Source organism: Pedobacter sp. Leaf41, assembly GCF_001422545.1.
GTDB lineage: Bacteria > Bacteroidota > Bacteroidia > Sphingobacteriales > Sphingobacteriaceae > Pedobacter.
Genome location: NZ_LMLE01000009.1, coordinates 169,103 through 193,034, shown reverse-complemented (window position 1 = coordinate 193,034; position 23,932 = coordinate 169,103). Strand labels below are relative to the sequence as shown.

Genomic DNA, 23,932 nt, shown 5'->3' with positions numbered 1-23,932 from the left:
TCCAATCACTTGGAAGCAGGATTCGAACCTGCATATTTGGTGTTGTTATTCTACCAGACTGAACTATTCCGATTGCTCGGAAGTGGGATTCGAACCCACGACACACAACGTGTTTAGACAATACATCTTCCTCTCTATCAGAATATGAAATGCAACGGCACTCATACTTTGGGGCTATTTAAAACCCACAACTGTGGATAGATACCTCTCTATATTGCCATCCCGATTTTTACACCGGAATATCTTTATATCTATTTCTATATGTAATCAAAGAACTTTATCACTTAACATCATATCATTATTTAAAAAAATTGTCATTGCGAGGGTCGATTTTCATCGTGCCTCGCAATGGTGCTTAGGGACAAATCCGAAAGCTTAACTAATAATATTGCACTGGGCGACATTACAAAGTTGTTTCCCACCTGCGCATCGGATTTGCGCAATGGAAGATATTTTAGAAATAACACTTAAGTCTTTGATATTGAATGATAAAATTTTCGTTGGTTACTTTGTCATCAACCAATTGCGCAATTAGGTTGCGTAGATGCAAAAGAGTTTTCTATATTTAGATAAGCTAAAGCATCAGATATTTAGCGAGAAATCAAAATTGCTTTAAATGGCTGTAAATAAATTAGCGCTCATTCGATACAAAACCATTGACGATTGTCTGAAAAATCGTTTCCGAAAGTGGACGCTTGAAGATATTATAGAAAAAGTTGCACACACGCTTTACGAATTGGAGGGAATAACTTCTGGCGTTAGTAAGCGAACGATACAAGGCGATATTCAATTGATGCGAAGTGATAAGTTGGGTTACAATGCTCCCATTGTGGTTCAAGATAAACGATTCTACGCCTATTCGGACTCGAGTTACAGCATTACTAAAGCCCCAATCAATAATGCTGACGTTAATAAAATGAAAGAAATTGTTGGCGTGTTAAAAGAATTTAATGCCTTTAACTATTTCGATGAAATGAGCGATATGATTGCCCGCCTGGAAAATAATCTTTATAAAAGCACAAAACAAAGCGGAAATAACATCCAGTTAGAAGGAAATAAGTTGGTAAAAGGATTAGAATGTATTCCTCCATTGTATCAGGCAGTTTTAAATAAGAGATCGTTGTTAATTGAGTATAAATCGTTCAAAGCACAACAAGGGCAGCAAGGAATTTACTATCCTTATTTATTGAAGGAATACAGAAATAGGTGGTTTTTAATTTGCAAAGCAAAGAAAAGACCTGGAATTTTAAATTTGGCTTTAGATAGAATAATTGATTCTCAGGAATTACCTAACGAAAAATTTGTACTTCATCAAGGCGTAGATTTCGATCGCTATTATGATGACTTGATCGGAGTGACAAAAAATGACAGAGACCGGGCGCAAAAAGTGGTTTTAGAATTTACAAACGATCATGCGCCTTATGTGGTAACTAAGCCTTTACATTCCTCGCAAGTGGTGTTAACAAAAACTGAAACAACAACAACTTTTAGAATTGATGTGGTTTTAAATTACGAATTGGAACGCGAAATTTTAGGTTTCGGAGAATGCGTTAAAGTGCTAGCGCCACGTTTCTTGATTTCGAAAATTAAAAGGCGGTTGCAGCAATCCTATGGCCAGTACGAAGATAACGGCGACAAAAAATCATAACATACCGACCTTACTCTTGTTGCATCAAAGCGCTTACATGCTGTGTTAACTTCACAAAATCATCCACAGTTAACTGTTCAGCACGTTTTTCGAAATAGATGTGATTGTCCATTTTATCTTTTGGCATCACTGCAGAAACGGCGTTGCGCAAGGTTTTTCTACGTTGGTTAAAGCCAGCTTTTACTACACGCCAGAACAATTTTTCATCACAATCTAAAGTTTCAACCTCATTTCGCGTTAAACGGATCACGGCAGAGTGCACTTTTGGTGGTGGATTAAAAGTGCCTGGTTTTACGGTAAACAAATACTCAATTTTGTAATAAGCCTGAAGAAAAACACTCAAAATACCATACTCTTTGTTGCCTGCTGGCGCAGCACAACGTTGCGCCACCTCTTTCTGAAACATGCCCACCATTTCTACCACCTTATGGCGGTTATCTAAAATTTTAAATAAAATTTGCGATGAAATATTATAGGGGAAATTCCCGATGATGGCAAATTTATCCGGGAAAATGGCGTCAAAATCTAGTTTTAAAAAGTCTCCGTTAATTAACCGATCGCCCAATTGCGGATATTTTTCATTTAAAAAATGGAAAGATTCAGTGTCAATATCGATTAGATAAGTTTGTAAGTCTTCGCGTTGCAACAAAAAATCAGACAAAATCCCCATTCCTGGCCCGACTTCCAAAACCTGGTTGTACTTTTCAGTATTCACCAGGCTTTCTACAATGCGATTGGCAATGCCCTTATCGGTTAAAAAATGCTGACCTAAATGTTTTTTCGCTTTTACTAAACTCATCTCGAAGATTTTTTTTGCCACGGAAACACAGAAAGCACGGAAAAATTAGAATTACATTTTGTTCATCGTGCTGTAAAAGCTGTGTTTTGCAGACTAACTATTTTCTACAAAATAACTAATTTTTATCCGGTAAGCACCTGTTTAAGCGAAAATCAGTAATTTGCGCTAAAATTTTCCAGTAATTATGAGCAATAAACTTAAAATTGGTATCAGTATAGGCGACGTGAATGGCATAGGTTTGGAGGTAATCATTAAAACGTTATCAAATCCGGCTATTTTAAATTATTGTACACCAATCGTTTATGGTCATACCAAGGTTTCCTCTTTTCATAGAAAGGCAAATAACCTGGGCGATTTCAGTTTTAACGTTATTAATCATGCTGATCAAGCGCAGCTCAAAAAAGCAAATATGATTAATTGCTGGGAAGAAGATGTAAAAATCGAACTTGGGCAGGTAACTGAAACGGGTGGAAAATATGCGCTTTTATCGCTCGAAAGAGCAACGGCCGATTTAGTGGTGGGCGACATTGATGCTTTGGTTACGGCTCCCATTAACAAACACAACATTCAATCAGAAGCCTTTTCGTTTCCTGGTCATACCGAATATTTGCAGGAAAAAAGCGGAAGTAAAGACGTGCTGATGTTTTTAATAAGCGAGAATTTACGCGTTGGGGTCGTTACCGGCCACATTCCCGTTAAGGACGTTCCAACATCTATTACCAAAGAAAAAATTCTCAGTAAATTAAAACTGATTAATGATAGCTTGAAAAAAGATTTCTGGATCGAAAAACCAAAAATTGCTGTTTTGGGGTTAAACCCTCATGCCAGTGATAACGGTTTATTAGGTGCCGAAGAGGCCGAAATTATTACTCCAGCCATCCAAGAGGCTTATGATAAAGGTTTAATGGTTTTCGGTCCATATCCTGCCGATGGATTTTTTGGAAATGGAAGCTACAAACAATTCGATGCAGTGTTGGCTATGTACCACGATCAGGGTTTAATTCCATTTAAAACCTTGGCTTTCCATAATGGCGTAAATTTTACGGCAGGTTTAAATTTCGTTCGCACCTCGCCAGATCATGGAACGGGCTACGATATCGCCGGTAAAGATTTAGCCGATTCTACCTCATTTACTGAAGCATTATTTTCTGCTATTCACATCGTTAAAAACCGCAGAGAGCAAGAAGAAATGTTAAGTACTCAATTACGCGGTGGTGGAAAGGTTGTTGAAACACAGTTTGACATCAAGGACGACGCTTCTTAAGACTTAAATCTTATTTTTTTGTAATGCACGGTTCTGTGTCTTATCGGTTGCGAAAGTCCTGCTATTCGTTCCAATTCCCGATGAAGAATCGGGAGATTTTCACTGCTATCAGGTTTATTTTGGTTAAAATTGTGTATCAAATAAAAATGAAATGAGCAAAATTTCCCCAATTATCAAGCCCGAAGATTTAACCTGGTTAAATCAAGATGATGAAATTGTAATTGTCGATGCCAGTACGGGCTCGCAAGTTCGTTATGATGAGCAACATTTAGCAGGTGCAATTTTTGTCGATGTAAACGATGATTTAGCCAATATCGGCGACTTTGCAGTTGGTGGTCGCCATCCACTGCCTAGCTTGGAGCAGTTTGCCAATACGTTGCAGAAACTTGGCATTACAAAACATAGTCACGTTATCATTTACGATGATAAAAACGGTGGTAATGCTGCTGCCAGGTTCTGGTGGATGCTGAGATCTGTTGGCCATGAAAAAGTTCAGGTAATTGATGGAGGTTTTCAAGCGGCGGTAAAAGCAAATTTCCCGACAACAAATAAAGTTGAGATTCCAAAATCTGTTGGGCAATACGAAGTTGGTTCATGGAGTTTGCCTTTGTCTGATATAGATGAAGTGGAAAGAGTTTCTAAAGCAGATGATCATATCGTAATCGACGTACGGGATGCAAATCGTTTTGCAGGCTTAACAGAGCCGATTGATACGATAGCTGGCCATATTCCAGGTGCAATAAACATTCCCTTTACAGAAAATTTAGATGCGGATGGCAGATTTCTAAATCGAGAGGTTTTGAGAGAAAATTATACCCGGGCTTTAGAAAAAGTTAAGCCTGAAAATGTTATTGTTCATTGCGGATCAGGGATTACTGCTTGCCATACGCTTTTAGCAATGGATTATGCGGGTTTGCCTATCCCTAAATTGTATGTTGGCTCATGGAGCGAATGGAGTAGAAACAATAAGGAAATGGTATTGAATAAACATTAGGTTTTTTTGACACTTGAGCAAAGACCGTTGTAAAATAAGCCGCTGATTGCCTTAGGCAGGCGATAGGGGAAAATCCTTTTTGTTGTCCTTTAAAGTTACTAACTCTAATGTGCAGGTGCATATTAGAATTAGTAACTTTCCAATAAAAAGATTAAATAAAAACCGAAACTTTCGTAACTGCTTAGCAACGAAACTGATTTTCAAAAAATTATGATTAGTCAAATATTCTAAATCTCGCTTCCAAACAGCAACAATTTTTAAAAAACATTTTTTATCTAACTATTTTATCCCTACATTTGCAGGCTAAAATTTTACAGTACTTTGAAGCCATTAAAACAATTTTCTATACCGTTTACCGGATTAAAATTGGGAGTTCATCACTTTGATTATGAGCTCGATGACCGCTTTTTTAATGCGTTTGAATATTCATTAATTAAAAGCGGAGATTTAAAAGTAGAACTGGAACTTGAGAAACAAGAGACCATGTTGCTTTTAAAATTTAAAGTTATTGGAACAGTAAATTTAGATTGCGATAAATGTTTATCGGAGTTTGCTTACCCGGTAAACTTGTACGAAAGACAGATTGTAAAATTTGCTGAGGATGAGTTGGAAAGCGATGATGAGGAAATTATAACGCTAAACCGCAAAGATACCGAGATTGATATATCGGCACCTTTGTACGAAATGATCAACGTAGCTGTACCTTATATCAAAAACTGCGAGCAGGCAGATAAAGAGTGTGACCAGGAAATGATTGACCGGTTAGAGCAGCTCTCTATTGATAAGCAAGCAGAAGAAAACGAACAAACAAGCGACCCACGTTGGGAAGCCCTTAATAAGTTAAAAAAATAATTAGATTATACACCAATGGCACATCCAAAACGGAAAATCTCGAAACAGAGAAAAAATAAAAGAAGAACACACTATAAAGCAGTGACTCCTTCTTTAGCAACTTGCGCAGCAACAGGTGCTATCCACGTACCTCACCGTGCATACAACGTTGATGGTAACTTATACTATAACGGTAAATTGGTTATCGAAAATACTCAAATCGGGTAATTTTCTTAAAAAATTGTTTGTGTTTTCAGCGGCTTTAGTCATACCTTAGTCGACTGATAATTTTAGGATTTTACCTAATCTAACACAAACAGATTTTTTCTATGAAAATAGGCCTCGACATAATGGGCGGAGACTATGCTCCCAAAGCAATCGTTTTGGGAGCAATAGCAGCTCATCAATCGCTAAACGCCGGAGAACATTTAGTTCTTATTGGCGATACCGAACAGATTAAACCCATTCTCGCAGAAGAGGGCTTTAATCCGGATCATTTTGAATACGTTCATACTGATGAAGTTATTGGTATGGGCGAACATCCTACCAAAGCTATTGTTCAGAAACCAAATTCGAGCATTGCGGTTGGCTTTAACCTTTTAAAAGAAGGTAAAATCGATTCTTTTGCCAGTGCCGGCAACTCTGGTGCGATGCTGGTTGGCGCTGTTTTTAGCGTTAAAACTATTCCGGGCATTATTCGCCCTTGCCTTTGCTCTATTCTTCCAAAACTTAAGGGTGGTACCGGTCTGTTATTAGATGTAGGTGCAAACGCTGATTGCAAACCAGATATTTTACTTCAGTTTGGCGTTTTGGGAAGCCTGTATGCCGAAAATTTATTACAGATAGAAAACCCTCGGGTAGCTTTAATGAATATTGGTGAAGAAGATGAAAAAGGAAACATGTTAAGCATGGCTACTTTTCCATTGATGAAGGATACCAATCTTTTTAATTTTGTTGGGAATGTTGAAGGTAGAGATTTATTCAATGATAAATCGGATGTAATCGTTTGCGATGGTTTTACCGGAAATGTGATGCTAAAATTAGCAGAATCATTTTATGTAATTACCATTAAAAAAGGTTTGAAAGATGAGTTTTTCGATCGTTTTAATTACGAACAATACGGTGGAAGTCCGGTTTTAGGCGTTAACGCTCCCGTTGTTATCGGACATGGAATTTCTAGTCCGCTGGCTGTTAAAAATATGGTTCTTCAATCCAGAGAAATGATTACCACTGGATTGGTAGAAAAGATTAGAATGGCATTTAAATAATTTATTAAAATTTTTAAAATGAGTAAAATTCATGCTGCTATTACTGCAGTAAATGGTTACGTCCCCGACTATGTGTTAACGAATGCAGAGTTAGAAACCATTGTTGATACGTCTGATGAATGGATTACCAGCAGAACGGGAATTAAAGAGCGTAGAATTTTAAAGGGCGAAGGTTTAGGTACTTCAGATATGGCTGTGCATGCTGTAAATGGGTTACTTAAAAAGAGAGGTATTGATGCAAAAGAAATTGAACTGATTATCTTTTGCACCACTACACCTGATTTTACTTTCCCTGCTACTGCAAACGTTTTGGCAGACAAAGTTGGGGCGACAAATGCATGGGGTTACGATTTACAAGCTGCTTGCTCAGGTTTTATTTTCGGTTTAGCTACCGGGGCATCTTTCATTGAATCAGGAAGACATAAAAAAGTTTTAGTTGTTGGCGGCGATAAAATGTCATCTATTATCAATTATGAAGACCGTACAACCTGTATCATCTTTGGTGATGGTTGTGGTTGTGCTTTATTAGAGCCAAATGAAGAAGGTTTGGGCATTCAGGATTCTATTTTAAGAACCGATGGTTCGGGAAGAGATTTCTTAGGAATGAAAGCCGGCGGTTCTGTTAAGCCAGCAACTCACGAAAGCATTGATGCCAGAGAGCATTTCGCACATCAGGAAGGTCCTACAGTTTTCAAATTTGCGGTAACTAATATGGCCGATGTTGCAGCAGAAATTATGGAACGAAACGGCTTAACCGCTGATGATGTTGCATGGTTGGTGCCTCACCAGGCTAACAAACGCATTATCGATGCTACTGCTAACCGTATGGGCGTAACTACTGATAAAGTAATGATCAACATTGAGCGTTACGGCAATACCACAAACGGAACTATTCCATTGTGCTTATGGGAATGGGAAAGCAGACTAAAAAAAGGAGATAACATTGTGTTAGCTGCATTTGGAGGGGGCTTTACCTGGGGTTCAATTTATCTGAAGTGGGCTTACGGCGATTAGAGAGAACTAGACAGTAGTAAATTGGAAATAGATTAAGGAATTAAATTTTGCATTACCCCCATTTTCTATTCCCCATTTCTTACAGTCTATATTAAAAAATACAAACAAAAAAAAGTATAACTTAGTTAATTCATTTATACACTATTTTTTACATAACAAGGATTAAAAAATGGATATCAAACAAATACAGGAACTGATTAAATTTGTTTCTCGTTCTGGAGTAAACGAAGTTGCTATTGAGCAGGAAAACTTCAAGATCACGATTAAAACAAACCAGGCACCAACAGTTGTGCATGCTACCGTACCACAGGCACCACTTGTGCAGGCTGCTACGCCAGTTGCTACTGCTCCTACAGCTCCGGTTGCGGCTACACCTGCGGTACCAGCTGCAGAAGATACATCAAAATATATTACTATTAAATCTCCAATGATTGGTACATTTTACCGTTCTTCTAGTCCGGATAAACCGATGTTTGTAAACGTTGGCGATGAAATCAGCACTGGTAAAGTAGTTTGTATTATTGAAGCAATGAAACTATTTAACGAAATTGAAAGTGAAGTTTCAGGTCGTATCGTTAAAATTTTGGTTGATAATGCATCACCAGTTGAATACGATCAGCCGTTGTTTTTAGTAGAACCTATCTAATTAGATCATTAACTAATTAGCCAATTAGCTAATTTATAATATATGTTTAAAAAAATACTGATTGCCAACAGGGGAGAAATCGCTTTGCGTATTATCCGTACCTGTAAGGAAATGGGCATCAAAACAGTTGCTGTTTACTCTACCGCAGATCGCGAAAGTTTACACGTACGTTTTGCTGATGAGGCTGTTTGTATTGGTCCTCCTCCAAGTAAAGACTCTTATTTAAATATCCCAAATATTATTTCAGCAGCAGAATTAACTAATGCTGATGCCATACATCCAGGTTATGGTTTCTTATCAGAAAACGCTAAGTTTTCTAACATTTGTCGCGAGTACGGTATCAAATTTATTGGTGCAACTCCAGAGCAGATTAATGGCATGGGCGATAAAGCCTCTGCTAAAGAAACCATGAAAATTGCAGGTGTACCTACTATTCCAGGTTCAGAAGGTTTGCTTACCAGCGTAAAAGAAGGTATTGCAATTGCCAATGAAATGGGTTACCCTGTAATCCTTAAAGCAACTGCCGGTGGTGGCGGCCGTGGAATGCGTGTAGTTTGGAAAGATGAAGATTTTGAAAATGCCTGGGATAGCGCCCGTCAGGAATCTGGTGCTGCTTTCGGTAACGATGGCTTATATTTAGAGAAATACATCGAAGATCCACGTCACATTGAAATTCAAATTATTGGAGATCAGTTTGGTAAAGCTTGCCATTTATCCGAGCGTGATTGTTCTATTCAACGCCGTCACCAAAAGTTGGTAGAAGAATCTCCTTCACCATTTATGACTGAAGAACTTCGTGTGAGAATGGGTGAGGCTGCTATTAAAGGTGCTCAAGCAGTAAACTATGAAGGCGCTGGTACAATCGAATTTTTGGTTGATAAACACCGCAATTTCTATTTTATGGAAATGAATACGCGTATTCAGGTAGAACATCCAGTTACTGAAGAAGTAATCAATTTCGATTTAATTAAGGAGCAAATTAAAGTAGCTGCCGGAATTCCGATTTCGGGTAAGAATTATTTCCCTGATATGCATGCGATTGAATGTCGTATCAATGCTGAAGATCCCGCGAATAACTTCCGTCCTTCACCAGGGAAAATCACGAATTTCCACTCTCCAGGTGGTCACGGGGTTCGTGTAGATACACATGTATATGCAGGTTATTCTATTCCATCAAACTACGATTCGATGATTGCAAAGCTGATTTGTGTAGCACAAACCCGCGAAGAAGCCATTTGTACCATGGAACGTGCTTTAGGAGAATTTGTGATCGAAGGTGTTAAAACTACCATTCCTTTCCATTTGCAGTTGATGAAAGACCCTAACTTTAGAGCAGGTAACTTCACTACAAAATTTATGGAAACATTTGAATTTATAGATTCTGAATAACTGAAAATCCAAATATTTAAAGAAGCCAGGTTTGAAAAGACCTGGCTTCTTTTTTTTGTGGCGATCTGAGCGAATGTTAACGATCAATCTTAAATGATATCAAAATAAATCCTTAACCTTGTAGCGTTTAAGTAATTACGCTCGTTTCTAAATTAAAACCCTCAAACCATGAAAAAAAATCTACTTAACGCATTTCTGCTTCTTTTTGTTGGAGTATTGTTTGCACAATGCAAAAAAGATGAATATGAAGTAATCAAAATCACAAAAATGATTTCTGTTGAAGCAATGAGAGCCTTGCCAGTAGGAGTTAGTAAAGCCATCGAAGCCAAAAAAACTGGAAAAATCTATATTTACAACGATTACCTTTTAATTAATGAGCCTTATGAGGGTATTCATATTTATAATAATGCAAATCCTAGTTCACCGGTAAATATTGCGTTTTTAAAAATTCCTGGGAACGTCGATCTTGCTGTTCGTAACAATATTCTTTACGCAGATAGTTTCATTGATTTGCTTGCATTCGATATTTCGAATATGAGCAGTATTAAGCAAGTTAAACGGCTAAACGATGTTTTTAAACAGGTTTATTCTACGGGCGTTCAAAAATATCTATACTACACAAAAGATACAGTAGTTAAAAAACAAAAGTACACAGGTGTTGTAAGCGACATTTCTGCATACTCCAGTTCGTCATCTCAAAGCGGCTCATCTGGTCAGGGCGGTTCCATGGCAAGGTTTACGTTGATGAATGATTACTTGTATACTGTCGGTATGTATGAGTTAGGTTTATTTGATGTGAAAAATGCTGCGAGTCCATCTTATGTTAAATCAATCAACTTGGGTTGGGGAGTTGAAACCATTTTTCCTTATGATAATAAATTATTTATTGGTACAAATACAGGAATGCATATTTTTAATGCTGTTGATGCTGCAAATCCGGTAAAACTATCTACTTACAGTCATGTTTTTGCCTGTGACCCAGTTGTGGTGCAAGGGAAGTATGCCTATGTTACTTTAAGAACAGGAACGTTTTGCAGACAAACCGTTAATCAGCTGGAAGTGGTAGATATCGAAGACCCAACAAAACCTAAGCAGGTAGCGCTTTACCAGATGCAGAACCCACACGGCTTAAGTATTAGTGGGAATAATTTATTTTTATGCGAAGGTAATTTCGGTATCAAAAGCTTTAATATTTCTGATAACAAGGCTATTGGAAGTAACCTGTTACAGCACCTGCAAACGGTAAAAAGTTTCGACGTAATTGCAGGTCCGAAATCGCTAATTGTTACCGGAGAAGACGGCGTTTACCAATTTAATTATAGCAATGCTTCTAATTTGAAACAGATGAGTTTAATTAAAGTGAAATAATAAAGTAGGAAACATATAAAATCAATTTTTATATGCATTTCTCATAATTATCTAAACTATTTCTATATTTAACACGTAGATACCATTCTATTCAATTAGAATGGTATTTTTGTTTTCAACATGAGCGACACTAAAAAAACTTCCCTTACAAAAGCTATAGGACAAAAGAGTACAACCTTAGAGGCAGAAATGTCTTTCTTCGATCACCTTGATGTTCTCCGTAAACACTTAATCAGAGCTGTAATTGCCATTGCCGTTTTTACTGGTATCGCTTTCTATTTCAACGAATTTATCCTGGATAAGATTATTTTCGGACCGAAGAAGCCCGATTTCTGGACGTATCGCATGATGTGCAAGTTGGTAGAGAAATTTCCTTCACTCGGAGCAGATATGTGTATCACCAAAATTAATGGTGAAATTATCAATACCGAAATGGCAGGGCAGTTTAATCTTCAGTTAAACGTTTGTGTGATGTGCGGTATCGTGGTAGGATTTCCGTATTTACTATGGGAAATCTGGCGATTTATTAAACCTGCTTTGCATGAAAATGAGCGTAAATCTGCCAGCGGTTTTGTGTTTTTTGCATCAGTACTTTTTGTTATTGGTATTTTATTTGGATATTTTATTGTTTGCCCGCTTTCGGTTAACTTTTTAACAGGATATACGGTAAGTGAAGAGATTAAAAATACATTTACAGTTGATTCATACTTATCATCTGTTTCTACTTTAACGTTGGGTACCGGAATTATCTTCGAGCTTCCTGTAATTATTTTTATTTTATCCAAGCTTGGATTGATGACGCCAAAGTTAATGAGGTCGAGCAGAAGATATGCAGCAGTAATTATTTTAATTATAGCAGCTATCGTTACGCCAACACCAGATATTATGACAATGTTGATTGTAGCAACACCACTATTTTTGCTTTATGAATTGAGTATTTTCGTTTCTGCTTTCATCGAAAGAAAAAAGAAAAAAGATGAGGCAGCTTTCTACACTAACTAACAAAAACATTACGAATAGATTTTATAATTCTATATAAATTTGGATATGTCTGAAACTAGAATAAAAATAGCGATTGGTGGAGATCACGCTGGTTTTGAATATAAAGAATTGTTAAAAGATTATCTTGTCAATTATGATGTAAAGGATTTTGGCACCTATTCGTTAGATTCTGTCGATTATCCTGATTTTGCCCATCCGGTAGCCACTGCTGTCGAAAGTGGCGAGTTCCTTTATGGCATTTTATTGTGTGGATCGGCAAATGGGGTAGCCATAGCTGCCAACAAACATGCAGGTATTCGAGCAGGTTTATGTTGGGAGAATGAAGTAGCATCATTAGTAAGAAAACATAATAATGCTAATGTATTGTGTATTCCGGCCAGATTTGTTTCAGAAGAATTGGCAAGAGAAATTACATCAACTTTTTTAAATACCGAATTTGAAGGCGGTCGCCATCAAACCCGTGTTGATAAAATTTCATGTTAACCCTATCAAACTAAACTAACTATTACCCATAATGAATAAAAGATTTTTAACCCTAGGCTTGGCGTCGATATTAAGTGTTGGCTGCTTCGCACAAGTTAAACCTTTAGCGCCAAATAAGGATGCAATCAGGTTCAGCAAAGCGATCAATCCTGAAAATGCATTTAAACACCTTTCTGTTTTAGCTTCTGATGAATATGAAGGTCGTGAAACAGGTAAAAAAGGTGCGTGGATGGCTGCAGACTATATTCGCGACTATTTCAAATCCATTGGATTAAAAGGACCGGTTGATGGTGGTTATTTCCAGAAAATTGACCTGGCAACTTACGCGATTAGTGAAAGTATGCTCACCATAAACGGTCAACCCAAACAAGCATACAAAGATTACTTAATCACCAGTGGTGCTGTAGGTTTAAACGGCTTTACTTTTAGTGCTGATGAGATTGTTTTTGCTGGCTATGGCATTTCTAAAGACGGTTTTAACGAATACGATGGTATTAATGTAGAAGGAAAGGTAGTTGTCATTTTTGCAGTTGGCGATCCGACAATGAAAGCAACTGATAAAGCAGACAGACGTGCCGCAATGATGGCAAGGCAGAAAAAATTGGGTTATCTGGCTCAAAATAAAGCCAAAGCAGTTATATTAATCGACCCATCTGTTGATAATATTTCTGCAGAACGTAAAGCATCTTTAGAAGCTGGCCAAGTGGTAATGAGAACCGAAGAAGTGGTGGAGCGCATGAAAAAGCAAAATCCATTCACCGTGATCAGCGTTTCTACTGATACCGGAAACGAAATTTTAAAGGCTGCAAATACCACTGTGGAAGCTTTTCAGGCGAAGGTGGCCGAAACAAATAAACCTGCCTCGCAAACCATTAGTTTAGCCATTTCTGCAAGTGCAATGAAAAAGGGTACTGATGTTCGCGGAGAAAATGTATTAGGTTTCCTTGAGGGAACAGATCCGAAATTGAAGAAAGAAGTTTTGGTATTAACAGGTCACTACGATCACATTGGTATTACACCAGAAGTTGAAGGACCAGATAAAATCAATAATGGTGCAGATGATGATGGTTCTGGTACCACCGGTGTTCTTTTAATGGCAAAAGCCTTTACCGACGCTAAAAAAGCCGGAAAAGGATCTAAACGTAGCATTCTTTTCATGACTGTTGTTGGTGAGGAGAAAGGTTTGTGGGGTTCTGATTGGTATTCTCAGCATCCTGTATTCCCGGTAGAAAATACCATCGCAAACTTAAACACGGATATGATTGGTCGTACCGGCGAGAAATATTTAGGTACACCAGATTCAGCGAACTATATTTATTCCGTAGGTTCAAATATGTTGAGCAGCGATTTGGGAACCCTTAGTGAGCAGGTAAATGCCACTTATACCAAAATGAAATTGGATTATAAATATGATGATCCTAATGATACAGACCGGATTTATTACCGTTCTGATCACTATAACTTTGCGAAGTTAGGGATTCCAATTATTTTCTATTATGATGGAATGTTGGAACAGGATTATCACAGACCTGGTGATGAAGTAAGTAAAATTAACTTTCCGCTATTGACGAAGAGAGCTAAACTTACCTATTTCACCGCTTGGGAATTGGCAAACCGCCCTAAGCGTCCTGCTATTGATAGAGACGGAAAAGGAAACCCAAAGAAATAAAAAATTGAAATTTTAAGCCCCGATTTACGAATCGGGGCTTTTTTATGCACAATACTTTTGGTGGCAATAGAAATTCCTATCTTTGAAATATGATGAAAACTGCCGATGAATTTTTAGAGAAATCTGATAAAAAAGCGTTCGATCTACCGCATCGTAAAACCATTAATTTTAATATTGGTAAATACAATACTGCAGTAGAACGCGGTTTATCTAAATTCGAAAACCTGGAGGCATCAAAAAGAAAAGCACATGTTATCAAATGGCGTGTGATGGAAAATCTTGATAAATATCTGCCGGAGTTCGAGTCAAATTTCCAACGTCGGGGGGGCAAGGTGATTTGGGCGAATGATGCAGCAGAGGCACAGCAGGAAATCTTAAATATCATCAAACGGAATGGCGGGAAATCGGTTATCAAATCAAAATCGATGACCACCGAAGAAATTCACATCAACGATTTTCTTGCCGAAAACGGAATCGAATCACTAGAAAGTGATTTGGGAGAGTACATTGTTCAGTTATTGGGGCAAGCCCCTTACCATATTGTAACGCCAGCCATGCACTTAAGTGCTACCGACATCGCACAGTTGTTTCATGATAAATTTGGTACACCAGTAGATGCTACGCCACCTCAGCTGGTTCAAAAAGCGAGGGAATTGCTTCGTGATAAATATTTAAATGCTGATATTGGGATTAGTGGCGGTAATTTTCTGATTGCTGATACAGGAAGCATTGCCATTACTGAAAATGAAGGAAATGCCAGATTGAGCACCACCTTTCCAAAAATTCATATTGCAATTGTAGGGATCGAAAAAATCATTCCGTCAATGGCTGATTTGGATTTGTTTTGGCCGTTGTTAGCTTCGCATGGAACTGGGCAAAACTTAACGGTTTACAATACCATTTTAAGCGGCCCACGCCAACCAAATGAAACGGATGGGCCAGAAGAAATGTATGTTATCCTTTTAGATAATGGACGTACAAATTTATTGGCTCAAAAAGACCAGCGTCAGGGTTTGTATTGCATTCGCTGTGGCGCCTGTTTAAATGCATGTCCGGTTTATAAAAATATTGGCGGCCATACTTACAACACCACTTACAGCGGCCCTATCGGCTCGGTGATTACGCCGCATTTAAAAGGCATGGAAGAGTTTAAACACTTAAGTTACGCCTCTAGTTTATGCGGAAAGTGCTCTGAAGTTTGTCCTGTGAAAATCGATATTCACAAAATGTTACTTCTTAACCGCAGAGACGCGGCTTCAACACATGAAAATGGCAAAGTAGAAGAAATGGGTTGGGGAATGTTTAACCGAATGATGCAAAAACGTAAGTGGATGGATTTTTTCGGGGGAAAATTCAAGAACTTTATGCTAAAATCATTCTTTAAAAAAAGTTGGGGGAAATACCGTGAAATGCCTAAAGTGGCCGATAAGTCTTTTGCAAAACAGTGGGAGGAATTGAAGAAGAATAAGGAGGAGTAGCGAAAATAGGCAAAATAAATTTTAGTATATTTGATTATGGTACGAACAATTATAACGCCTGATAAAGAAAGTATTTCTATTCATGTTCCAGAAGCTTATATTGGAAAAAAAATTGAGGTTTTGCTTTATGCCATTGATGAGGTAGATGAAATTGAAAAATCTAAAAAAAAGCCTTCTGATTTTCGGGGTTCTCTAAATTTGACCGCGAAGCAATATCAAGAGTTTCAACAACATGTAGTTGATAGTAGAAACGAATGGGAACGCGATATCTAGTAGATACAAATGTAATAATTGATTATCTCGAAAATAAATTGCCCGAAAATGCAATTGCCTTTTTAGATAGTCTTGAAATGCAACTATCCATTATTTCTAGAATAGAACTTCTTGCATGGCCAAAAATTGGGCATCAACAACTGAATGAACTAAATGGTTTCATTAGTGTATCTAGGGTTTTTAATCTTGCAGAAGATGTAGTGCTAAAAATAATAGAAATTAGAAAATTATATAGCATTAAGCTTCCTGATGCGATAATTGCTGCTACCGCACTTGCCAACAACCTAATTTCAATCACTAGGAATACTGCAGATTTTAAGAGAATCCAAAACCTTGAGGTGCTTAATCCTTGGGCTATTTCTTAACTGTTTTCAAAATTCATATGCACTTCAACCGCCGCGATAAAGACGACAAATTCTTACTGAATTTATATAAAAGATTGCTTTATCCTCGAATGGTTGAGGAAAAGATGCTTAAACTTTTGCGGCAAGGTAGAATTGGCAAATGGTTCTCAGGAATTGGGCAGGAAGCCATTGCTGTTGGCAGTACACTAGCCATGCAGCAAGATGAATATATTTTGCCCATGCACCGCAATCTTGGTGTTTTCACCACAAGAGATATTCCCTTAGAAAAATTGATGGCGCAATGGCAAGGCAAAATGACTGGTTTTACAAAAGGCCGAGATCGCTCCTTTCACTTTGGAACACAGGATTATAAAATCATTGGAATGATCTCTCATCTTGGGCCGCAGATGGCTTTAGCTGATGGTATTGCCCTGGCAGATATTTTAGACAAAAAACAAAAAGTAACGTTGGTATACACTGGGGAAGGAGCCACAAGTGAAGGGGATTTTCATGAAGCCGTTAATGTTGCAGCAGTTTGGAATTTGCCTGTTATTTTCCTGATAGAAAATAATGGCTATGGTTTATCCACACCAAAATCTGAACAGTTTAAGTGTAAAAATCTGGTTGATAAAGCGATTGGCTATGGAATTGAAGGCGTTCAGATAGATGGAAACAATATTCTGGAAGTTTATGATACCATTAATCAATTGGCTAATGAGCTTCGAAAAGACCCTCGTCCTGTTTTGGTGGAGTGTTTAACATTTAGAATGCGTGGACACGAGGAGGCATCAGGCACGAAATATGTTCCTCAGGAATTATTCGACGAATGGGAAAAGAAAGATCCGTTGAATAATTATGAATCGTACCTGATTGAGCAAGGTGTGTTAAGTACCGATGCGGCGATCGACATTAAAATTCAAATTAAAAGAAGTATAGAGTTAGAAGTGGAAGAAGCCTTTAATGAGCCGGAGCCTAAAGCGAATGCTGAACAGGAAGAGCTTGATATGTACTTTCCATACGAACAAACTATTGTTGCGCCAAGTCAATCTTCAACAGAAAAAAGATATTTAGATGCCATCACTGATGCATTAGATTTAGCCATGCAAAAATATCAAAACCTCGTTTTAATGGGGCAGGATATTGCTGATTATGGCGGTGCTTTCAAAATAACCGATGGGTTTACTGCCAAGTATGGCAAGGGCCGAGTTCGCAATACACCAATTTGCGAATCAGCTATTGTCGGCGCTGGTTTGGGTTTGTCTATTAACGGTTACAAGGCAGTTGTAGAAATGCAGTTTGCAGATTTTGTAACGGTTGGTTTTAACCAGATTGTAAATAATTTGGCCAAAACACATTACCGTTGGGGCGAAAAAGCCGACGTTGTGGTTCGGATGCCAACGGGTGCAGGAACGGGTGCCGGTCCATTCCACTCACAAAGCAACGAGGCCTGGTTTACCAAAACTCCAGGATTAAAGGTAGTTTATCCTGCGTTTCCAGAAGATGCTAAAGGATTGCTTCTTGCTGCTATTGAAGATCCCAATCCAGTGCTTTATTTCGAGCATAAGTACTTATATAGAAGTTTAACCGCGGCAGTTCCCGATGGTTATTATACCACCGAAATTGGCAAGGCGGTGAAGTTAACTTCTGGTACTAAGTTTACTATAATTACCTACGGATTGGGCGTTCACTGGGGATTAGATTTTATCAAAAATAATCAGGATTGCGGTGCTACACTAATTGATTTAAGAACACTTCAACCCTGGGATAAAGAAACGGTTAGCGAAGCAGTAAAATCGACAGGAAGAGTTTTAATCTTACATGAAGATACTCTCACCAGTGGCTTCGGTGCAGAAATTTCTGCATGGATTGGCGAACATTGCTTTTCCTATCTCGATGCACCAGTAATGCGATGTGCCAGTTTGGATACGGCAATACCGATGAACAAAATATTGGAAGACGATTTTTTAGCCAAGGCGAGATTAGCAGAAACAGTTGATAAATTATTGAAATATTAAAATTAGAACCGCAGATTAACACAGATATTTTCATCCGTGCTCATCCTTTTTATCCGTGGTTAATTATATAAAATTATGGGCAATTTTAAAGTAGAGGGAAACATTATTGATATCAGAAAGCGAAGTATTTTCTTTGGAGAAGTTGAAGTTGAAGAAGGCAAAATAAAAAATATTACCAAACTTTCCGAGGCCAAAAGTGATGCTGATTTTATCCTCCCAGGATTTATTGATAGCCACGTCCACATAGAAAGTAGCATGCTAATTCCGAGCGAGTTTGCAAGATTGGCTGTCGTTCATGGAACGGTATCTACCATTAGCGATCCGCACGAAATAGCGAATGTCTGCGGTTCGGAAGGTGTAGAATTTATGATTGAGAATGGCAAAACTGTTCCTTTCAAGTTTAACTTCGGTGCTCCGAGCTGTGTTCCGGCAACTATTTTTGAAACCGCTGGGGCAGAATTGAACCACAAAGATGTTCGGTCGCTGTTGGAGCGACCAGAAATAAAATACCTCAGTGAAATGATGAATTTTCCGGGTGTGCTTTACAAAGATGATGAGGTTTTAAAGAAAATTGCTGCTGCGCATGAGTTGGGGAAACCAGTTGATGGGCATGCGCCGGGTTTGAGGGGCGATACTGTTCAGCAATATATAGATGCAGGGATTTCTACCGATCACGAATGTTTTACTGCAGAAGAAGCGTTGGATAAATTGCAACGCGGAATGAAAATCCTCATCCGTGAGGGCAGTGCTGCTAAAAATTTCGAAGCGTTGATCGATTTGCTAAACGATTGGCCTGAGATGATGATGTTTTGCAGCGATGATAAGCATCCGGATAGTTTGGTAGAAAATCATATCAATGCACTTTGTGCCAGAGCGGTTGCCAAAGGGGTGGATGTGTTTAAAGTACTGCAGGCCGCTTGTCTCAATCCTATTCTTCACTATAAACTTGATGTCGGCGCTTTGCAAATTGGCGATGCGGCAGATTTTATCGTTATTGAAGATTTGACAAGCTTTAACGTGAAGCAAACTTATATTGATGGCGCTTTGCTTGCCGAAAACGGCAGAACAGTGGGTAATTGGGCAACACATATTGAAGATGCAAAATCTGTCAATCATTTTGCTTGTAGCCCGAAAATAGAGGAAGATTTCATTTATCCTTTCAAAGGAGAGGAAGAACTTGCGGTAATTGAAGCACTGGATGGACAATTAATTACCAATCGGATTGCTGCCAAACCAAAAGTGTCTAATGGTAGTGTTGTTAGTGATTTAGAAAACGATGTTTTGAAGATGGTGGTGGTTAATCGCTATCACGATGCACCTGTTGCAATATCATTCGTCAAAAATTTCGGACTCAAAAATGGGGCGATTGCATCAAGCGTTGCTCACGATAGTCACAACATTATTGCTGTAGGGGTAGATGATAAAAGTATTTGTGAAGCCGTAAACCATGTTATTGAAAAAACTGGTGGCGTAGTTGCACTTGGAAACGGAAGGGTAGAAGTTTTGGCTTTGCCAGTAGCGGGTTTAATGAGCAATCAAGATGGATATAAAGTTGCAGAAAGCTATACTAGCATAGATAGGTTTGCAAAAGAATTGGGATCTACTTTGCTTGCTCCATTTATGACGCTTTCGTTTATGGCGTTGCTGGTTATTCCACGTTTAAAGTTAAGCGATAAGGGTTTGTTTGATGGTGATAAGTTCGAGTTTGTTTAAACAACTAAACCACAAAAACTTCTGCTAGTGGATTAAAAAGATAGATTCTTTTATCATCTAAACATACACAGCGGTAGCGTTTTCGAATGCGTTCGCCTTTAGTAAACCGACGGCCATCTTTTATTTTAAATATCGTATTGACCGGAAGTTGTTCTAAATGCAGCGTTTCAACGGTATTAGAATCGTACTTTTTCAAAGCTCTTGATAAATGCAAATCTGAACAGCTCGATGCAGCAGGGTTAGACATGTAATTATCAATAGCCTGATGAATATCAGCAGGGAAAATATTCATATCAAAAAATGGAACCATCATTCTTTGGAAGTTTTTTTTCCACTCCAAACCATGAGGTTTTACTTTGTTTTTGAATTCGTTCCAGGTGAGTAAATGGGCAAATTCATGAACTGTGGTAACCAGAAAAGCGTAATGATTTAAATTAAAATTTACAGAAATGCGGTGTCCCTTGTCGCGGTAAGGGTGGCGGTAATCACCAAGTTTTGTGGAACGGGTTTTAGCGATTTTAAACTCGCATTGAAAATAATCTATCCACTTTGCAATTAGCGGCGCCGCCTGAGCAGGCATATATTGCGCTAACAAATCAACTTTCTCCATTTAACCGCAAAGTTCGCAAAGTTTTTCGCAAAGAAACAAAGAAAACTTACAAGCCATTGGCAACACGTTTTAAACCGTCTTTTAAACGGCTTACGTTGAAATTCATCAAAAGCCCTAATTTATAATTTCCTAACTTCATATAAGTTAATGTTTGCGCCAAATGTACATCATTCAAGGTTTCAACGCTTTTCAATTCGAGCACTAATTTTTTTCTACCAAAATATCAATTCTATAGCCACACTCGAGCTTTACTTCTTCGAAAATTAAAGGCATTACCTTTTCCTTTTCAACAAAAAATCCAGCTTTAGCTATTTTGTAAAATAAACATTCTTTATGGGCACTTTCTAATAGACCTGGCCCTAACGCATTATGTACTTCAATAGCCAAACCTATTACAACTCTCGATAATTCATTCTCATCCATAATATTGAATCTAACTTTGTTCTTTGCGCCTTTTTTCTTGGTGTTCTTTGCGGTTAAGGAATGACCTACTCCTCTGATGGGAACAAAGAAGCCAACACCAGTTTAATCTCTCCAAATGAATAATCTTTTCCTAAAAAGTCTCTGATCGTAGCCATCGATTTTGTTTTCTGGCTCTCAACCGCGTCAGCAATATTTCTAATTTTGTTAGGCTTAACCAACTTCGATACATCTATTTGCTGCGTAGACACGTAATAAGCCAGGTGGCCCTCAATTGTACCAACAGAAAAACCTCTTTCTTTTGCAATTTCCTCCAATGTTTTACCTTGTTCGTAAAGCTCAAAACTGATTAATTTTGTATCAACTTTTGGCTCTTTCTTTTTCTTCTCAACAGCCGATTTCACTTTTAAAACCTGGCCTTTCAGTTGAATGGCCTTCTGCAACTGCTCATTTCGTTCAGCCAGGTTCAACAGTTTGTCAGTATCGGCTTTGCTAAATTCTTTTCCATTAATAATCGCACTGAGTAATGCTTTGCTTTTGTGCATTTTTTTCAATTGTTCATAAACTAAAATTTCCAGTTCAAGCAATTCGGTTAAGTAAGTTTTGATTCCCTTCTCTTCCTTAATGGATTCAATTTGTGCTAATAGTTTATCTGATACAGTTTTAATAAGCGGATTGAAATATTTTAGTGCAGCTTCAACTCTTTTCGAAACATTAAATAAGGTATGCTCGGTTTGTTCGGCGAATAAGCCCTTCAGTTGATTTAGAAATGTATCAGCTGTGGAAGTGGTTTTCTGAAATTCCTTGTACAAATCCATAGTCCAGCTATCATACCGCTGTTTGGTAGATTTTGCCTCGCTTTTATCGAAAGTTTCCACATGCTCTTTCATGTAGTAGCGAACCAGGTTTAAGTCGAATGCAGCCAGTAAATAACTTCTGATAAAATCGTAACTCTCAACGCTTATTTGTTGGGTTAATATCTCTGCAGGTTGTTTTGTGCTGGAGAAATAGTGAATGTTCTGATCTTGCTGCAAACCATTCTCTCGCAAATGCGAAGTAAGTACCAATCCTTTCAGCGAGCGCAAACGCGATAATGCTACGTATGCTTGGCCAGGCGCAAAGGCATCCCCGATATCAATTATTGCTTTATCAAAAGTTAAACCCTGACTTTTATGAACAGTAATTGCCCATGCCAATTTTAGCGGATATTGGACAAAAGAGCCCGTCACATTTTCTGCAATTTCATTTGTAGCTTCGTTGAGTTTGTATTTTACATTTTCCCAGGTGTAGGGCGAAACGGCAATTACCGTTCGCTCATCAGGGAGTTCTATTTCGATAATATCCTTTTCAATGTGGTGCACAACCCCGATTTTTCCATTATAATAGCGCTTTTCGGCAGTCATATCATTTTTGATAAACATGACCTGAGCACCAACTTTCAGCTCTAAACTTTTTTCATTAGGGTAAGCGTATTCATTAAACTCGCCGGTAACTTTCGCATCAAAAAAATACGACTTTGTTTTCAACTGCGTTAGCCTTTCACGGTTAATGGTATCAGCTTTATTGTTGTGCGTAGTTAAAGTGATATAGTTTTCATCGGCCGCAGGCTTAAAATCTTGTTTAAAATGCTGGCGCAGCAAAGCGGTATCTTCGGGCGTAATCTTGTTGTTGCGCAGGTTATTTAACAAATCAATAAATACGGCATCATCCTGACGGTAAATTTTATCCAGCTCGATATACACTGGCGGACTATTTTGTAAGGCCAGTGCATCAAAAAAATAAATGCTCTTGTAGAAACCAGCCATCACCCGCCATTCGTCGTTTTTTACTACTGGCGGCAACTGGTGTAAGTCGCCAATAAATAGCAATTGCACACCGCCAAAAGGCACGTTTCTGTTTCTCCGAATGTACCTTAGCGAGAAGTCAATCGCGTCTAGCATGTCGGCACGGAGCATACTCACTTCATCAATCACCAGCAATTCAAGCTCCTGAATCATGCGCTTTTTGTTGCCCTGCATATTGAGGTGCTTCACAATGGTTCGCGGCGTATTAAAATTGAAGGTAATATTTTGATTGATTAGATTACCCGCCGCATCAGGAAAAAATGCTCCGAAAGGCAATTGAAATAAAGAATGAATGGTTACACCGGCAGCATTAATTGCAGCAATACCAGTTGGGGCACAAATCAGCGCCTTCTTGTGCGTAAGCGAAATCAATTTCCGCAGGAAAGTAGTTTTACCTGTTCCTGCTTTTCCAGTTAAGAAAACATGTTTTGAAGTGTAATTGACAAACTTTGCAGCAATTTCTGCTGGCATAGAAGTTTCTTCCAGTTGTGGCATCGGTATTAAGATTTTGGTTTGCTTTAGTTGGAGGGATGATTAAAGCTAACAATTTTAGCACAAAAATAGGTATGATTTTTAGTTTTCATTTAATAATTTAGGTAATCAAAGTTAAATATCTGGAAATGAATGTTCAGTTTTTCATCGGGTATGGTAGTCCTATGTGGTAAAATTGAAACCTGAAAATGAAACATTTTAAAGCGGTGGGTTTTAAAACTATCCCAAGAAATAATAGAGATGTTATTTAAACCCGACAGCAATGGAAATACTTTTTGTTGTACTAGTTTAGGTAACGCAGAAGCTTTAACAAAAAGATTGTAATAAATGGCGGGACTGCTTTTACCGATGAACTACTGCAGTTGCTT

General features: G+C 38.2%; 21 protein-coding genes, 1 tRNA gene and 1 pseudogene. 18 read left to right on the top strand and 5 right to left on the bottom strand.

The genetic code is table 11. From position 1 onward, the window contains the following. Window positions 1-10 precede the first annotated feature (10 nt). Window positions 11-74: transfer RNA gene (locus ASE92_RS21200), tRNA-OTHER, on the bottom strand. A gap of 542 nt (window positions 75-616) precedes the next feature. On the opposite strand from ASE92_RS21200, the gene ASE92_RS15735 reads away from it, so the two are divergent. Continuing rightward, window positions 617-1,648 carry a YafY family protein gene (locus ASE92_RS15735; protein WP_056851066.1) on the top strand — a complete coding sequence of 344 codons (1,032 nt, stop codon included), beginning with the start codon at window positions 617-619 and terminating at the stop codon, window positions 1,646-1,648. Window positions 1,649-1,658: 10 nt separating this feature from the next. Here ASE92_RS15735 and rsmA read toward each other — a convergent pair whose 3' ends face one another. Beyond that, window positions 1,659-2,447, bottom strand: coding sequence for a 16S rRNA (adenine(1518)-N(6)/adenine(1519)-N(6))-dimethyltransferase RsmA (gene rsmA / locus ASE92_RS15730; RefSeq protein ID WP_056851217.1), 789 nt, complete (start codon window positions 2,445-2,447; stop codon window positions 1,659-1,661). Between the two features lie 184 nt (window positions 2,448-2,631). On the opposite strand from rsmA, the gene pdxA reads away from it, so the two are divergent. The 17 genes from pdxA to ade all read left to right on the top strand — a co-directional run bounded on the left by pdxA (window position 2,632) and on the right by ade (window position 20,198). After that, a complete protein-coding gene (gene pdxA, locus ASE92_RS15725; RefSeq protein ID WP_056851065.1) occupies window positions 2,632-3,711 on the top strand; it encodes a 4-hydroxythreonine-4-phosphate dehydrogenase PdxA in 1,080 nt (359 codons plus the stop codon). Window positions 3,712-3,862: 151 nt separating this feature from the next. After that, window positions 3,863-4,705: a sulfurtransferase gene (locus ASE92_RS15720; protein ID WP_056851064.1), complete on the top strand. Its 843-nt coding sequence runs from the start codon at window positions 3,863-3,865 to the stop codon at window positions 4,703-4,705. A gap of 321 nt (window positions 4,706-5,026) precedes the next feature. Next, entirely contained in the window at window positions 5,027-5,557 is a 531-nt protein-coding gene (locus ASE92_RS15715; protein WP_056851063.1) for a DUF177 domain-containing protein, read from the top strand. Between the two features lie 15 nt (window positions 5,558-5,572). Then, window positions 5,573-5,764, top strand: a complete 192-nt coding sequence (gene rpmF, locus ASE92_RS15710; protein WP_010600130.1) for a 50S ribosomal protein L32 — start codon at window positions 5,573-5,575, stop codon at window positions 5,762-5,764. Between the two features lie 101 nt (window positions 5,765-5,865). Next, window positions 5,866-6,804, top strand: coding sequence for a phosphate acyltransferase PlsX (plsX, locus tag ASE92_RS15705; protein ID WP_056851062.1), 939 nt, complete (start codon window positions 5,866-5,868; stop codon window positions 6,802-6,804). Between the two features lie 18 nt (window positions 6,805-6,822). Then, the gene (locus ASE92_RS15700; RefSeq protein WP_056851061.1) at window positions 6,823-7,818 is read left to right on the top strand and encodes a beta-ketoacyl-ACP synthase III; all 996 of its coding nucleotides are present in this window, start codon (window positions 6,823-6,825) and stop codon (window positions 7,816-7,818) included. Window positions 7,819-7,987: 169 nt separating this feature from the next. After that, window positions 7,988-8,464 carry an acetyl-CoA carboxylase biotin carboxyl carrier protein gene (accB, locus tag ASE92_RS15695; RefSeq protein WP_056851060.1) on the top strand — a complete coding sequence of 159 codons (477 nt, stop codon included), beginning with the start codon at window positions 7,988-7,990 and terminating at the stop codon, window positions 8,462-8,464. A gap of 42 nt (window positions 8,465-8,506) precedes the next feature. After that, the gene (accC, locus tag ASE92_RS15690) at window positions 8,507-9,853 is read left to right on the top strand and encodes an acetyl-CoA carboxylase biotin carboxylase subunit (RefSeq protein WP_056851059.1); all 1,347 of its coding nucleotides are present in this window, start codon (window positions 8,507-8,509) and stop codon (window positions 9,851-9,853) included. 168 nt (window positions 9,854-10,021) lie between these two features. Then, window positions 10,022-11,221: an LVIVD repeat-containing protein gene (locus ASE92_RS15685; protein ID WP_056851058.1), complete on the top strand. Its 1,200-nt coding sequence runs from the start codon at window positions 10,022-10,024 to the stop codon at window positions 11,219-11,221. A 120-nt stretch (window positions 11,222-11,341) separates the two neighbouring features. Continuing rightward, the gene (tatC, locus tag ASE92_RS15680) at window positions 11,342-12,223 is read left to right on the top strand and encodes a twin-arginine translocase subunit TatC (RefSeq protein ID WP_056851057.1); all 882 of its coding nucleotides are present in this window, start codon (window positions 11,342-11,344) and stop codon (window positions 12,221-12,223) included. A gap of 45 nt (window positions 12,224-12,268) precedes the next feature. Then, a complete protein-coding gene (gene rpiB, locus ASE92_RS15675; RefSeq protein WP_056851056.1) occupies window positions 12,269-12,706 on the top strand; it encodes a ribose 5-phosphate isomerase B in 438 nt (145 codons plus the stop codon). A gap of 31 nt (window positions 12,707-12,737) precedes the next feature. Further along, window positions 12,738-14,375 (top strand): M28 family peptidase, encoded by a 1,638-nt coding sequence (locus ASE92_RS15670; protein ID WP_056851055.1) that lies wholly within the window; start codon window positions 12,738-12,740, stop codon window positions 14,373-14,375. An 89-nt stretch (window positions 14,376-14,464) separates the two neighbouring features. Beyond that, complete coding sequence (locus ASE92_RS15665; protein ID WP_056851054.1) at window positions 14,465-15,853, top strand: LutB/LldF family L-lactate oxidation iron-sulfur protein; 1,389 nt, start codon at window positions 14,465-14,467, stop codon at window positions 15,851-15,853. A gap of 36 nt (window positions 15,854-15,889) precedes the next feature. Continuing rightward, a complete protein-coding gene (locus tag ASE92_RS15660; protein ID WP_056851053.1) occupies window positions 15,890-16,126 on the top strand; it encodes a hypothetical protein in 237 nt (78 codons plus the stop codon). After that, window positions 16,108-16,491, top strand: coding sequence for a type II toxin-antitoxin system VapC family toxin (locus ASE92_RS15655; RefSeq protein ID WP_056851052.1), 384 nt, complete (start codon window positions 16,108-16,110; stop codon window positions 16,489-16,491). Before ASE92_RS15660 ends, ASE92_RS15655 begins: the two co-directional genes overlap by 19 nt. A gap of 17 nt (window positions 16,492-16,508) precedes the next feature. Next, the gene (locus ASE92_RS15650; protein WP_056851216.1) at window positions 16,509-18,485 is read left to right on the top strand and encodes a thiamine pyrophosphate-dependent enzyme; all 1,977 of its coding nucleotides are present in this window, start codon (window positions 16,509-16,511) and stop codon (window positions 18,483-18,485) included. A 75-nt stretch (window positions 18,486-18,560) separates the two neighbouring features. After that, on the top strand, window positions 18,561-20,198 hold the full coding sequence (gene ade / locus ASE92_RS15645; protein ID WP_056851051.1) for an adenine deaminase: 1,638 nt from the start codon (window positions 18,561-18,563) through the stop codon (window positions 20,196-20,198). A 4-nt stretch (window positions 20,199-20,202) separates the two neighbouring features. On the opposite strand, the gene ASE92_RS15640 is transcribed toward ade, so the two are convergent. From ASE92_RS15640 to ASE92_RS21635, 3 genes and pseudogenes are all read right to left on the bottom strand, one after another. Beyond that, window positions 20,203-20,808, bottom strand: a complete 606-nt coding sequence (locus ASE92_RS15640; protein ID WP_056851050.1) for a SprT-like domain-containing protein — start codon at window positions 20,806-20,808, stop codon at window positions 20,203-20,205. Between the two features lie 46 nt (window positions 20,809-20,854). Further along, a pseudogene (locus ASE92_RS15635) lies at window positions 20,855-21,231 on the bottom strand (GxxExxY protein). A gap of 65 nt (window positions 21,232-21,296) precedes the next feature. Continuing rightward, window positions 21,297-23,567 carry a helix-turn-helix domain-containing protein gene (locus ASE92_RS21635; RefSeq protein ID WP_082455088.1) on the bottom strand — a complete coding sequence of 757 codons (2,271 nt, stop codon included), beginning with the start codon at window positions 23,565-23,567 and terminating at the stop codon, window positions 21,297-21,299. Window positions 23,568-23,932: the final 365 nt, after the last annotated feature.

Coding starts and splice junctions, on each gene's coding strand:
- ASE92_RS15735 (WP_056851066.1), top strand. CDS start 617: ATGGCTGTAAATAAATTAGCGCTCATTCGATACAAAACCATTGACGAT.
- rsmA (WP_056851217.1), bottom strand. CDS start 2,447: ATGAGTTTAGTAAAAGCGAAAAAACATTTAGGTCAGCATTTTTTAACC.
- pdxA (WP_056851065.1), top strand. CDS start 2,632: ATGAGCAATAAACTTAAAATTGGTATCAGTATAGGCGACGTGAATGGC.
- ASE92_RS15720 (WP_056851064.1), top strand. CDS start 3,863: ATGAGCAAAATTTCCCCAATTATCAAGCCCGAAGATTTAACCTGGTTA.
- rpmF (WP_010600130.1), top strand. CDS start 5,573: ATGGCACATCCAAAACGGAAAATCTCGAAACAGAGAAAAAATAAAAGA.
- plsX (WP_056851062.1), top strand. CDS start 5,866: ATGAAAATAGGCCTCGACATAATGGGCGGAGACTATGCTCCCAAAGCA.
- ASE92_RS15700 (WP_056851061.1), top strand. CDS start 6,823: ATGAGTAAAATTCATGCTGCTATTACTGCAGTAAATGGTTACGTCCCC.
- accB (WP_056851060.1), top strand. CDS start 7,988: ATGGATATCAAACAAATACAGGAACTGATTAAATTTGTTTCTCGTTCT.
- accC (WP_056851059.1), top strand. CDS start 8,507: ATGTTTAAAAAAATACTGATTGCCAACAGGGGAGAAATCGCTTTGCGT.
- ASE92_RS15685 (WP_056851058.1), top strand. CDS start 10,022: ATGAAAAAAAATCTACTTAACGCATTTCTGCTTCTTTTTGTTGGAGTA.
- tatC (WP_056851057.1), top strand. CDS start 11,342: ATGAGCGACACTAAAAAAACTTCCCTTACAAAAGCTATAGGACAAAAG.
- rpiB (WP_056851056.1), top strand. CDS start 12,269: ATGTCTGAAACTAGAATAAAAATAGCGATTGGTGGAGATCACGCTGGT.
- ASE92_RS15670 (WP_056851055.1), top strand. CDS start 12,738: ATGAATAAAAGATTTTTAACCCTAGGCTTGGCGTCGATATTAAGTGTT.
- ASE92_RS15665 (WP_056851054.1), top strand. CDS start 14,465: ATGATGAAAACTGCCGATGAATTTTTAGAGAAATCTGATAAAAAAGCG.
- ASE92_RS15660 (WP_056851053.1), top strand. CDS start 15,890: ATGGTACGAACAATTATAACGCCTGATAAAGAAAGTATTTCTATTCAT.
- ASE92_RS15655 (WP_056851052.1), top strand. CDS start 16,108: ATGGGAACGCGATATCTAGTAGATACAAATGTAATAATTGATTATCTC.
- ASE92_RS15650 (WP_056851216.1), top strand. CDS start 16,509: ATGCACTTCAACCGCCGCGATAAAGACGACAAATTCTTACTGAATTTA.
- ade (WP_056851051.1), top strand. CDS start 18,561: ATGGGCAATTTTAAAGTAGAGGGAAACATTATTGATATCAGAAAGCGA.
- ASE92_RS15640 (WP_056851050.1), bottom strand. CDS start 20,808: ATGGAGAAAGTTGATTTGTTAGCGCAATATATGCCTGCTCAGGCGGCG.
- ASE92_RS21635 (WP_082455088.1), bottom strand. CDS start 23,567: ATGCCACAACTGGAAGAAACTTCTATGCCAGCAGAAATTGCTGCAAAG.